Below are 12436 nucleotides of genomic sequence, written 5' to 3'. Positions count from 1 at the left end.
GACATGGCTGAGCCTGCATGTATCCTCGCTCAGAAACCGTGAACGGCAGGCAGCATGCCGCTTCATCTCGCGACGCCGCGCCGCATCGGCGGGTTAGGGGGCCGCTTGTTAAGCTTCCCCTCCGATCCCCACGACTTAAGGCCAGACATGAGTCAGCAAGCCGACCTTGCCGAATCCTTTTTGCGCGAGCTGCAGGACCGCATCTGTGCGGCCGTCGAGCAGCTCGATGGCGGCCAACGTTTTGTCGAAGATGCCTGGAAGCGCGAGGCCGGCGGTGGCGGGCGTACCCGCGTGCTGCGCGACGGCACCTTGTTCGAACAGGCCGGCGTCAATTTTTCGCGGGTCCATGGCGACAAGCTCCCGCCCAGCGCGACCGCGCACCGGCCCGAGTTGGCCGGCGGCAGCTTTATTGCCACCGGGGTATCGCTGGTGCTGCATCCGCGCAATCCCTATGTGCCGACCACGCATGCCAATGTGCGTTACTTCGAGGCGAGCAAACCGGGCGTCGAGCCGGTATGGTGGTTCGGTGGCGGCTTCGACCTGACGCCGTTCTATCCCTTCGATGAAGACGTGATGCATTGGCATACCGTGGCGCGGGATGTGTGCGCGCGCTATGGCGACGATGTCTACCCGCGCTACAAGACCTGGTGCGATGAATACTTCTACCTGAAGCACCGCAACGAGACGCGCGGCGTGGGCGGTCTGTTTTTCGACGATCTCAACGAAGGCGGTTTCGAGCGTTGTTTTGCTTTCATCCGTGATGTCGGCCAGGGCTTTCTTGATGCGTACAGCCCGATTGCCGAGCGCCGTCGAGATACGGTCTATGGCGAACGCGAACGCGAATTTCAGCTATATCGCCGTGGCCGTTATGTCGAGTTCAACCTGGTCTACGACCGCGGAACCTTGTTCGGGCTGCAATCGGGCGGCCGTACCGAATCGATTCTGATGAGCCTGCCGCCGCGCGTGCGCTACGAGTACGCGTACCAGCCGGAGCCCGGTTCGGCCGAAGCGCGGCTTGCCGAGTATCTCAAGCCGCGCGAATGGGTCTGATCCAGTAAAGCCGGCATGCCTGGCATGCCGGCCTCTCTGACTACGGATTGGCGCCGCTGAACTTCTGTGGCGTCGCGCCCTCGACCGCGCCGATCTGCGCCGAGTCGCTCACATAGAGCTCGACTTCGCGGCGAAATTCCAGCGTGCCCTGCACCACTGCATGCGGGCCGATCACGATGTGCGGCCGGCGGTTGCTGTTGGGGTGCCAGCCGCTGGGCTTGTCGACCAGGATGCCACCCTCGACGCGCGAATCGGCGCCCACGGTGATGTCGCCATTGACGGTTTCGATACCGCCGGCGACGTGCGACTTGTCGAGCGAGATGGTGCCGTTGACGTTGGTGGCACCGCCGAGCACCTCGGCGCCCCTGCCCAGCTCGATCGCGCCATTGGTGGCTTCGACCACGCCGGAGACCTTGACCCCGGCGCCCAGGGTGATGCCGCCATTGACCGTGCTGACCTTGTTGGCCGTTGCCCGGTCGTCCAGCTCGATGGAGCCATTGACCGTGCTGGCCTTCTCGACCGTCGCGCCGGAGGCGATATTCACCGCACCGTTGACGGTGCTGACGTTGCCGGCATGTTGGCCCGAGGAAACGTTGACCGAGCCATTGACCTTGTCGATGTCGTCGCCGGCATAGGCGGTGGCGACCAGGGACAGAGAGAGGGCGAGGGCAAGCAGGGTGCGGCGCATGATGAACTCCGGTTTCGGCGTCTTGAGGTAGTCATAGGATGCCGCTTGCGGGCTTGGGGTTTAGCATGACCTATGACATGGATGGCTGAAGAGCGGGGAACAGGGAACGGGGAACGGGGGTGTGCGTTGGGGGCGTTCCGCTTTACCCTTCACTCTTTAAGGACGGCATGAGCCGTCGACCTTACGGACTCATCCCATGCACAAGCTCGTACTTATCCGGCACGGCCAATCCCAGTGGAATCTCGACAATCGCTTCAGCGGTTGGGCCGATGTCGATCTCACTGCCCAGGGCATTGCCGAGGCGCAAGAGGCCGGCAAGCTGCTCAAGGAGGCGGGTTTCAGCTTCGATATCGCCCATACCTCGGTGCTCAAGCGCGCGGTACGCACCCTGTGGCATGTGCAGGACGCGATGGATCAGATGTGGATTCCGGTCGTGACGGACTGGCGCCTCAACGAGCGTCACTACGGTGGCCTGACCGGTTTGAACAAGGCCGAGACGGCAGCGAAGTACGGAGAGGACCAGGTCAAGATCTGGCGTCGCAGCTACGATATCCCGCCGCCGCCGCTCGAGCGCGCAAAGAACGAATCGGTGCACGACCCGCGTTATGCCGCGCTCGATCCGAAAGACATTCCCGATACCGAATGCCTGAAGGACACGGTCGCCCGCGTGCTGCCGTATTGGCATGAGCTGCTGGCGCCGACCATCCGCGCGGGCAAGCAGGTCGTGGTGGCAGCGCACGGCAATTCACTGCGTGCGCTGGTGAAGTACCTGGACGGCATTTCCGATGACGATATCGTCGAGCTCAATATCCCCAACGGTGTGCCGCTGGTGTACGAATTCGACGCCGAACTGAAGCCGATCAAGCACTATTACCTGGGCGACGCCGCGGCGATCGAGGCGAAGATGGCCGCCGTGGCTAACCAGGGCAAGGCGAAAGCGTAGGAGTGAGTGGCTGACAGCCGTCATGTGTGGGCCAGGTCTTAAGTCAGTGGCGCAAGGCTGGGCTTGGTCCTAGGCTGTGCATTGGGTTTGAGATCGAGCGTTCACAGGCTCAACTCTCACTCCTCTTCACTCAACTCCTCTGCAGGATCCAAGATGGCCCCGCAACTGGTAATGCCACTGATCATGGCTCCGCTGATGGTGTTCGCGGTGTGGCGCCGAGTGCGTCGGACCTTTGGGCCGCAGCCGATCCAGCGCAAGCGGATGACGGCACGCATTGGCTTTCTTGCCCTGGCTGGCGTATTGATCGCCGCGCTCGGCGCACTCAATCTGCGTTTGCTGGAGGGGCTGCTCGGCGGCGTGGCGATAGGTGCGGCATTGGGCTTGCTAGGCCTCAATCTGACGCGGTTCGAGCGCAACGCGGCGGGTGCGGATGTGTATATCCCCAACCCCTGGATTGGCGGGCTGCTGACCGTGCTGTTGTTGGGGCGTCTGATCTGGCGCTTTACGGTATTGGGCACGCAGGCCGGTGCCGCGGCGGCGCCTCATGCGCCGCAGTTCGGTGACAGCCCGCTGACCCTGCTCGTGTTCGGCCTGATGATCGGCTACTACATTGCGTATTACACCGGCCTGCTGATCCATCACCGGCGCTTCGAACAGGAGCAGGTAGCGCGAGGCATCAAACCCCAGGACGGCGCCGGATCCTAAAGGGCGTCGTTGTCCAGCTCGCCGGTGCGGATGCGGATCACCTGCTCCAGGGCGCTGACGAAGATCTTGCCGTCGCCGATCTTGCCGGTGCGCGCGGCGTTCTGGATGGCCTCCACCACACGCTCGACCTGATCGTCGCTGACCGCCACTTCGAGCTTGATCTTGGGTAGGAAGTCCACCACGTACTCCGCACCGCGGTAGAGCTCGGTATGGCCCTTCTGTCGGCCAAACCCTTTCACCTCCGTCACGGTGATGCCCTGCACGCCTACTTCGGCAAGCGCTTCGCGCACATCGTCCAGCTTGAAAGGTTTGATGACCGCCACGACCAGCTTCATGAGTATTCCCCGGATATCGACAACAACAGGGCATTTTGCCCTTCGGAAGGGCGATTGTCGCCTTGGACAGCACTGTGTAGGAGAATTCCTACATTTTCTAGCGGAGCGGGCTGATGGCGCGGCATTTTAAGGATCACCTACACTTTTCGTCGACAAGCTCGAGGTGCCTACCATGATGGATAGGCGGGATATCGACCTACTTGCCCTGCGACTTGTTTCGTTGGTTCCGCCAGGACTGGCAGAGGCGCATAAGGATTTGCGCGCCAATTTCAGCGATGTCCTGGCACAAGGATTGCGCCGCCTCGATCTAGTCACACGCGAGGAGTTTGAGGTTCAAAGCCAGGTATTGGCACGTACACGTGCCAAGGTGGAAGAGCTCGAACGCCGCGTTGCAGCATTGGAGGCTAGCGCCCAGGGGTGATCCGTTGATCGGGTCCTTTGAGCGGTAGCCCACTTTCCGGGAGCCGCCCCCGATCGTCACCCTCACCCCGAGAATGGTCGGGGGCGGCTGTTTTATACAGGTTGCGAAGGAGCTACAGGGATGTCGCGCGATCGCAGCCAAAACGGTGCAGCGAAGTCGTCCCCTGAGCTACGACGCCTTTCGGGGATCTCCCGCACGTCATGAGCCTTGCCGTCACATTGAGCCGCGCCCAGGAAGGGGTTGCAGCGCCGCAGGTGATGGTCGAAGTGCATCTTTCCGCCGGCCTGCCGGGAACCCATATCGTGGGTTTGCCCGAGGCTGCCGTACGCGAGGCGCGTGATCGCGTGCGTGTGGCGATTCAGAGCGCGGCCTTTGAGTATCCCAATCGGCGGGTCACGGTAAACCTGGCTCCGGCCGAGTTACCCAAGGACGGTGGCCGTTTTGACCTGGCCATTGCGCTGGGCATTCTCGCCGCTGGCGGACAGGTGCCGCGCGAGAAGCTGGACGACTGCGAATTTCTTGGTGAGCTGGCCCTGTCCGGTGACCTGCGCGCGGTATCGGGTGTGCTGCCGGCGCTGCTGCGGGCACGGGCGCGTGGCCGTCGCGTGGTGGTTCCGCGCGCCAATGCTTCCGAGGCCGCCCTGATCCCTGAAGTCGACGTGCGCGTTGCCGATACGCTCGCCGAGGTATGCGGCTGGCTGCATGGCGCACAGGACCTGTCGACGCCCAGCACCGCGATGGAATGGGGCAGCGACGATCTGGGGCCGGACTTGTCCGATGTACGTGGGCAATTGCAGGCTCGCCGGGCGTTGGAAATTACCGCCACAGGCGGGCATCACCTGTTGCTGGTTGGGCCTCCCGGTACCGGCAAGACCATGCTGGCCGAGCGCTTGCCCAGCATTCTGCCGCCGCTGACCGAGTCGGAGGCACTGGAAACCTGCGCGGTGCTTTCGGTGGCCGGCCAGCAGGTCGACCCGAAATTCTGGCGCCGGCGGCCGTTTCGTTCGCCGCACCATACGGCATCGGCCGTGGCACTGGTGGGTGGCGGCTCGGAGCCGCGCCCCGGAGAGATTTCGCTGGCTCACAACGGGGTGCTGTTCCTCGACGAGCTGCCTGAATTTACCCGGCACGTCCTCGATGTCTTGCGTGAGCCGCTGGAGTCGGGACAGATCATGATTTCCCGGGCATCACGCCAGTCGGCGTTCCCTGCGCAGTTTCAGCTGATCGCCGCGATGAATCCCTGTCCCTGTGGCTATGCCGGCGATCCACGCCAGCGTTGCCGCTGTACGCCGGATCAAATCCAGCGCTATCGCAACCGTGTTTCCGGTCCGCTGCTCGACCGCATCGACCTGTCGGTAGAAGTGCCGCGCGTGCCCGTGTCGGAGATCGGCGCGCCACGTGCGGCGCAGGACGAAGACTCGGCGACCGTTCGTGCCCGTGTGCTCAAGGCCCGGCATCAGGCGCTGATGCGGGCAGGGCGCCCCAATGCGGAGATAAGCACCCGCGAACTCGAGCGCGACTGCGCCCTGGGGCCCGCCGAAAGGCGCTGGTTCGATGCGGCGCTGGAGCGGCTGGGCCTGTCGGCACGCGCCTACCATCGCACCCTGCGGGTCGCTCGCACGATCGCCGATCTGGACGGCGGTGCGGCGGCACTCGATCGCAGTCATCTGGCCGAGGCGCTGCAGTACCGGCGGTTTTGAGCCGGTAGACATCGAGCACGCTGCTGTCTCTTGTGACAGCAACGTCAGAAAGCCTCGAATAACCTCGCTTTTCCCTACCGTCATCCCGGCGCAGGCCGGACAAGGGCTTGCGCGTAGAACGCCCGTAAGGGCGGCCCCGAAGGGGCGAGCGAAGCGAGTAATCCAGTGGCTTCGATTTCCGGCTTTCGCGCTAGATCAGGGTGTTGCTGGCTCCCGCGATAACCCATCACCCAGTCACTGGGTCCCGGCCTGCGCCGGGATGACGACCAGGGAAGGGCGAGGCGTCCTGAATTTTGAGGGGTAGCCTGAAGCCCGAGCAGGACCTGATCACTCCTTAATCAATTTATGTACCGGAGAGTATTGACTTCCCCGGCCAGAAGTCTATTATCTGCACCGGCTAGTTCTCTAATGGACTATTGCCCCCCGCCACCCCGGTATCGGAACCCCCTCCCCCGCCCGATACCGGGGATTGGCCTTCCCCTTAAGACCCAATCCTTAAAAGACAACGACTGCGGCTGACAAGATAGTTGGCACGATGCGGTGGTTCTGTGCTCCGATAGCCTTCGTTTCGATGTGGTGAAGGACCGCGAATGACACTCGAACTCGGCTTGATGCTGGCGGGCATGCTTGGTATCGGCTTCCTCGCGCAATGGTTGGCATGGCGCGTAAAACTGCCGGCGATTCTGTTTCTATTGCTGGCGGGTATCGTTCTCGGCCCGCTGACGGGCATGTTGGAGCCGGACAAGCTGCTGGGCGACCTGCTGTTTCCGATCGTCTCGTTATCGGTGGCGCTGATTCTGTTCGAAGGCAGCCTGAGCCTGCGCTTCCATGAACTGCCGGACATCGGCCACGTGGTGCGTGGCCTGGTCAGCTATGGCGCCATCATTGCCTTGTTGATGCTTGCCGCCGCCGCACACTACGTTGCCGGCCTGAGCTGGGAGATTTCGCTGCTGTTCGGTGCGCTGACCTGCGTTACCGGACCGACCGTGATTGCGCCGATGCTGCGCACGGTGCGTCCGAACGCGCGTATCGCCAACGTGTTGCGCTGGGAAGGGATCGTGATCGATCCGCTCGGTGCGTTGTTTGCGGTGCTGGCCTACGAGGCGATCGTTTCGCATCGCCAGGGCCATACGATCGGGGTCTTCCTCGGTACGGTGATCTGCGGTGCCGCCGTGGGTGCGCTGGCTGCGTGGGGGCTGGGTACGCTGCTGCGTCGTCAGCTGATTCCCGAGTATCTACAGAATTACGGCGCTCTGGCCGCCGTGCTGCTCGCTTTCAGCATCTCCAATGCGATCGCGCATGAATCGGGTCTGCTCGCGGTGACGATCATGGGTATCGCGCTGGGCAATATGCGCCATGTGCATATCGATGACATTCTCGATTTCAAGGAACACCTCACCACGCTGTTGGTGTCGACCTTGTTCATCCTCTTGGCCGCGCGCTTGCAATGGCCGTCATTGAGCATGTTGTGGGCCGGCTTCGTTGTATTCCTGATCGCGCAGCTGATCGTGCGCCCGGTGACTGTCTTTGTTGCGAGTCTGGGCAGTTCGTTGACGTGGCGCGAGCGGGCGTTGATTGCCTGGGTGGCGCCGCGAGGCATCGTGGCGGCTTCGGTATCGGCGTTGTTTGCGTTGCGCTTGAGCAAGTTGGACAACATGTCCGGCGCCGATGCGCTGGTGCCGCTGGTATTTATCCTCATCATCGGCACGGTGGTATTGCAGAGTGCGACATCACGCACGCTCGGCATGTGGCTCAAGGTGGTCGAGCCTGAGCCGCGTGGCGTGCTCGTGTTCGGTTCTGACCGGGTGGCGCGGGTGCTTGCCAAGGCACTGGCCGATGCGGGTTTTCGCGTGGTGATTGCCGACGACCAATGGAACAACGTGCGCATCGCGCGGATGGAAGGGCTGAGCACCTTCTATGGCAATCCGGCGTCGCACTACGCCGAGCGCAATCTCGATCTTTCTGGAATCGGTCATCTGCTGGCGATGTCCACGCATAGCGAGCGCAACTCGCTGGTGAGCGTGCACTATCGACAGGAGTTCGGGCATAGCAAGGTGTTCTTGCTGCGGAACCTGAGTGACGAAGAGTCGGCCGGGCGAGCGGCGACCGCCGAAGCGACGGTGGCAACGGCATTGATCTCCGATGAGATGACGCACGGAAAACTCGACGAGCTGTTGCAGCAAGGATGGCGTACCAAGTCGACCAAGATCACGGCGACGTTTAGCTGGTCGCATTTTGTGGCGCAGTACGGTGGGCAGACGATGCCGCTGTTTGGTGTCGATGAAAAGGGCGATTTGCGTATCGCGTCGGCGTCGCGGCCGGTTGAGCCGAAGGCAGGGTGGACGGTGATTACGCTGGTGCCGCCGGTGGAAGCTGTCGCTGCTGCTGATGACGCGGTGTAGTTTGGATGCATAGGTGAGGTTTTCGCGAGCACCCGGCCCCCTCACCCCAGCCCTCTCCCCCGGCGGAGCCAGGGGAGAGGGAGCCATGATGCTTCACGCTGCCGATGCGCGGCGCTGCGCCTGGAACTGCGCCTCTTCGGTGGAGCCCTTCAACGCCGTGGTCGACGACTGGCCTTGCTGGATCGCCTGCGTCACCGCATCGAAGTAACCGGTACCCACTTCGCGTTGATGCTTGACCGCGGTGAACCCGCGATCGGCAGCGGCGAATTCTTTTTCCTGCAGCTCGACGAAAGCGCTCATCTGGCGGCGCGCATAGCCGTGCGCCAGATCGAACATGCCGTAGTTCAGGCTGTGGAAGCCGGCCAGGGTGATGAACTGGAACTTGTAGCCCATCGCGCCGAGTTCCTTCTGGAACTTGGCGATGGTGGCGTCGTCCAGATTCTTCTTCCAGTTGAAACTCGGCGAGCAGTTGTAGGCCAGCATCTTGCCGGGATACCTGGCATGAATCGCTTCGGCAAACTTCCTGGCTTCTTCGAGGTTCGGCTTGCTGGTCTCGCACCAGATCAGATCGGCATAAGGCGCGTACGCGAGACCGCGGCTGATTGCCTGATCGAGGCCGGGCTTGACGCGGAAGAAGCCCTCGACCGTGCGCTCGCCGGTCAGGAACGCCTTGTCGTTGTCGTCCACATCGGAGGTCAACAGATCCGCCGCGTCGGCATCGGTACGCGCGACCAGCAGGGTCGGCACGCCGCAGACATCGGCGGCCAGGCGTGCCGCGTTCAACTTGTCGACCGCTTCGCGCGTCGGTACCAGCACCTTGCCGCCCATGTGGCCGCACTTCTTCACCGAGGCGAGCTGATCTTCGAAGTGCACGCCGGCGGCGCCGGCTTCGATCATGGCCTTCATCAATTCGAATGCATTGAGCACGCCGCCAAAACCGGCTTCGGCATCGGCCACGATCGGCACCAGCCAATCGGTATCGTCCAGGCCTTCGGCGTGATGCAGCTGGTCGGCGCGCAACAGCGTGTTGTTGATGCGTTTGACCACCAGCGGCACGGAGTTGGCCGGGTAGAGCGACTGGTCGGGATACATTTCACCCGCGACGTTTGCATCGGCAGCCACCTGCCAGCCGCTGAGATAGATCGCCTGCAAGCCGGCTTTCACCTGCTGCATGGCCTGGTTGCCGGTCAGCGCACCCAGCGCATTGACGAAATCTTCCGTATGCAGTGATTTCCACAGGCGCTCGGCGCCACGGCGAGCGAGCGAATGCTCGACGCCGACGGTACCGCGCAGGCGCACCACATCCTCGGCACTGTATTGACGCTGGACACCGGCCCAACGCGGGTTGTTCTTCCATTCGAGCGAGAGTTGATCGGCGGTCGGCAGTTGCGTCTTCATGATGGACTCCGCGGGTGATAGGTCGATCGTATGCGCTTACAGCTGCGCATACGCGGGCAGGGTGAGAAAGTCGCCGAGTTGCTCGGCATGAGTCAGTTCCGTGAGCAGGCGTGCCGCATCGTCGGCGCGGCGTGCGCCGGGCAGGTCGCTATCGCGCAATTTGTGCGTGTGGGCAGCGAGTGCCTGGTCGAACAACGCAAAATTGATCGGTGCGTGATCGGTGAATTCGACGCCACCGTGGTGCAGCCATTGCCACAACTGCGAGCGGGCGATTTCCGCGGTGGCTGCGTCTTCCATCAGGTGATGGATCGGCACGCAGCCGAGGCCTTCCAGCCACGCCGCGGTGTAGCGCAAGGCCACGTCCACGTTGTTGTCGAAACCGGCGCGGCTGATCGAGCCAGCGCAGGGGGCGATAAGCTGGTCGCGCGTGACGCTCACATCCGTCCGCTCGACATTGAGCTGGTTGGGCGAGGGCATGTACTTGTCGAAAATCTCCTGCGCCACGGCGACGAGAGCGGGATGCGCGACCCAGGTGCCGTCGTGTCCGGCCTGTACTTCGCGCAGCTTGTCCGCGCGCACCTTTTCCATGGCAGCGTTGTTGGCTGCCTCGTCGCCCTTGATCGGAATCTGTGCCGCCATGCCACCCATCGCGAAGGCGCCGCGGCGATGGCAGGTCTGGATCAACAGTTCCGAATACGCCTTCAGGAACGGCACCGTCATCTGCACCTGCCCGCGCTCGGGCAGCAGGCGATCGCGGTGTGCGCGAAATGTCTTCAGGTAGGAAAAGATGTAATCCCAGCGCCCACAGTTGAGGCCGACCGCGCGGCCACGCAGCGCATGCAGGATTTCATGCATCTGGAATACGGCAGGCAGAGTTTCGATCAGCACCGTTGCCTTGATGCTGTCCTCTGGCAGGTCGAGCTCCTGCTCGGCCACGCTCATCACGTCGTTCCAGAGCGCCGCTTCTTCCATCGCTTCGAGCTTGGGCAGATAGAAACACGGGCCGCGTTCGCGCTTGTGGAGCTCCTGGGCGTTGTGGAAGGCGAACAGGCCAAAGTCCACCAGTGCGCCCGACATCGGCGCGCCATCGACGATCAGATGACGCTCGGGCAGATGCCAGCCACGCGGGCGCACGATCAGGACGGCGGGATTATCGTTGAGGCGGTAAAGCTTGCCGTCGGGTGAGGTGAACTCGATCGAGCCGCGAACGGCGTCGCGCAGGTTGATCTGGCCATCGAGCTGATTGGCGAGGGTCGGTGCCGAGGAGTCTTCGAAGTCGGCCATGAACACCTTGGCGCCCGAGTTGAGCGCGTTGATGATCATCTTGCGCTCCACCGGACCGGTGATTTCGACCCGGCGGTCGCGCAATGCGGCCGGAATCGCGGCGACGCGCCAGCTCGATTCACGGACCGTGCGGGTGTCGTCGCGAAAATCCGGCAGCTGCCCCGCGTCATAGCGTGCCTGACGCTCGCGACGCTGCGCCAGCAGGTACTGGCGGCGCGCATCGAAGCGGCGGTGCAGCAGGCCCAGAAAGGCCAGGGCGGCCGGGGTCAGTATCGCCTCGTGTTCGGGCCGGATATGACCCACCACCTGGGCCGCCTCGATCACCACGCGCTCCTTCGGTACTGCCATGAGCTGTCTCCACGCTTGGGTTGCTGTTGCGGCCCAAGCTAGGTCAGTCACTCATGCTTTGACAAAGCAAATGTTTCAATTTTTGCTATTATATTCCTTAATGTATATCTCAAGTGACTGAATTTAATATATGAAATCAGTCCGAAAAAAGCTGAACAAGGCTACAAAACGGTTACCGCGGTCGGAAAAGGCCGCGTCGCGCGAGAGCGAGGACTCGGGTCGGTACTACTACAAGGGCAACCGGCAGAAGCAGCTGCGGGCCTTTGTCTATACCGTAAAGCTCGGCACCCTGACCCGCGCGGCGGAGGCGCTGTATCTGTCTCAACCCGCGGTGAGCCTCCAGCTTCAGGCCCTGGAACGCGAATTGGGCACGCATCTGCTCGAACGCAGCCGTCGACGCATCAACCTGACCGATGCGGGTGAGGCGCTCTACGAGCTGGCGCGCCCGCTGGTCGAGGGCTGGGAGAATCTCGATCGGGAATTCCAGGCCAAGGTCAAAGGCCTGGGGGCCGGGCGCCTCACGATTGCCGCTGGCAGCTCGACCATCCAGTACCTGTTGCCGGAGTGGGTGCGCCGTTATCGGGAGCAGTTCCCCGGCGTGCAGCTGCAGCTGGCCAACGTCACGGGCAAGGACGGTATGGCTTTGCTGCGCGCCGACGAAGCGGATTTTGCCGTGGGCTCGATGCTCGATGTGCCCCACGATATCGCCTGGGCGCCGGTCTACCACTACGACCCCATGCTGATTACGCCGCTGGATCATCCGCTCGCGCAAAAGTCGCGGGTGACCGTGGAAGATCTCTCGCCGTTTGGCTTGATCCTGCCGCCGCAGCGGCTTTCCACCTATCGACTGGTCGATCTGGTGTTCCAGCAACGGCAGGTGCCGTACCACGTCGCCATCGAAGTCGGCGGTTGGGAAGTGATCAAGGAATACGTCGCGATGGGCCTGGGCATTTCCATCGTGACCGGCATCTGCATCACCGATGCCGATCGCAGCCGCCTTGCCGTGCGCAACATGCGCGAATACTTTCCGCAGCGCAGTTATGGCGTCGTGATGCGCAAGGGTAAATACCTGAGCGGCGAAGCGCGTGCGTTCATCGATCTGATCCGGCCCGGTCTGCTGACGCATCGCGATTACGATGAATCGGGGCATTCGGAACGATAG

The 12436-nt window shown here is 62.7% G+C and carries 11 protein-coding genes; 7 read left to right on the top strand and 4 right to left on the bottom strand.

The features are described 5' to 3' along the window. The first annotated feature begins 147 nt into the window (after positions 1 to 147). Positions 148 to 1050 (top strand): oxygen-dependent coproporphyrinogen oxidase, encoded by a 903-nt coding sequence (gene hemF / locus ACZ6WW_RS09575; RefSeq protein WP_465273980.1) that lies wholly within the window; start codon positions 148 to 150, stop codon positions 1048 to 1050. A 40-nt stretch (positions 1051 to 1090) separates the two neighbouring features. Here the strand turns inward: hemF and ACZ6WW_RS09570 are convergent, their stop codons facing one another. Further along, on the bottom strand, positions 1091 to 1738 hold the full coding sequence (locus ACZ6WW_RS09570; protein WP_465273979.1) for a DUF4097 family beta strand repeat-containing protein: 648 nt from the start codon (positions 1736 to 1738) through the stop codon (positions 1091 to 1093). A gap of 196 nt (positions 1739 to 1934) precedes the next feature. On the opposite strand from ACZ6WW_RS09570, the gene gpmA reads away from it, so the two are divergent. Next, positions 1935 to 2681, top strand: a complete 747-nt coding sequence (gpmA, locus tag ACZ6WW_RS09565; RefSeq protein ID WP_465273978.1) for a 2,3-diphosphoglycerate-dependent phosphoglycerate mutase — start codon at positions 1935 to 1937, stop codon at positions 2679 to 2681. A 153-nt stretch (positions 2682 to 2834) separates the two neighbouring features. Continuing rightward, positions 2835 to 3386, top strand: a complete 552-nt coding sequence (locus ACZ6WW_RS09560; RefSeq protein ID WP_465273977.1) for a CcdC protein domain-containing protein — start codon at positions 2835 to 2837, stop codon at positions 3384 to 3386. On the opposite strand, the gene glnK is transcribed toward ACZ6WW_RS09560, so the two are convergent. Then, positions 3383 to 3721 (bottom strand): P-II family nitrogen regulator, encoded by a 339-nt coding sequence (gene glnK, locus ACZ6WW_RS09555; RefSeq protein WP_281850700.1) that lies wholly within the window; start codon positions 3719 to 3721, stop codon positions 3383 to 3385. The genes ACZ6WW_RS09560 and glnK overlap by 4 nt on opposite strands. A gap of 172 nt (positions 3722 to 3893) precedes the next feature. Between glnK and ACZ6WW_RS09550 the strand changes: the two genes are divergently transcribed. From ACZ6WW_RS09550 to ACZ6WW_RS09540, 3 genes are all read left to right on the top strand, one after another. Further along, complete coding sequence (locus ACZ6WW_RS09550) at positions 3894 to 4142, top strand: accessory factor UbiK family protein (RefSeq protein ID WP_281850699.1); 249 nt, start codon at positions 3894 to 3896, stop codon at positions 4140 to 4142. Positions 4143 to 4342: 200 nt separating this feature from the next. Beyond that, complete coding sequence (locus ACZ6WW_RS09545) at positions 4343 to 5842, top strand: YifB family Mg chelatase-like AAA ATPase (RefSeq protein ID WP_281850698.1); 1500 nt, start codon at positions 4343 to 4345, stop codon at positions 5840 to 5842. Between the two features lie 590 nt (positions 5843 to 6432). Beyond that, a complete protein-coding gene (locus ACZ6WW_RS09540; RefSeq protein WP_465273976.1) occupies positions 6433 to 8244 on the top strand; it encodes a cation:proton antiporter in 1812 nt (603 codons plus the stop codon). Between the two features lie 93 nt (positions 8245 to 8337). Here the strand turns inward: ACZ6WW_RS09540 and aceA are convergent, their stop codons facing one another. Together aceA and aceB are read right to left on the bottom strand one after the other, a co-directional pair. After that, the gene (aceA, locus tag ACZ6WW_RS09535; protein WP_281850696.1) at positions 8338 to 9642 is read right to left on the bottom strand and encodes an isocitrate lyase; all 1305 of its coding nucleotides are present in this window, start codon (positions 9640 to 9642) and stop codon (positions 8338 to 8340) included. Positions 9643 to 9678: 36 nt separating this feature from the next. Continuing rightward, positions 9679 to 11274 (bottom strand): malate synthase A, encoded by a 1596-nt coding sequence (gene aceB, locus ACZ6WW_RS09530; protein ID WP_465273975.1) that lies wholly within the window; start codon positions 11272 to 11274, stop codon positions 9679 to 9681. A gap of 130 nt (positions 11275 to 11404) precedes the next feature. Between aceB and ACZ6WW_RS09525 the strand changes: the two genes are divergently transcribed. Further along, the gene (locus ACZ6WW_RS09525; protein ID WP_465273974.1) at positions 11405 to 12436 is read left to right on the top strand and encodes a LysR family transcriptional regulator; all 1032 of its coding nucleotides are present in this window, start codon (positions 11405 to 11407) and stop codon (positions 12434 to 12436) included.

The sequence above is a fragment of the Dyella sp. NPDC103356 genome (assembly GCF_055584465.1).
The sequence above is the reverse complement of the archived record's forward strand: the minus strand, read 5'-3'. Positions and strand labels throughout refer to the sequence as shown.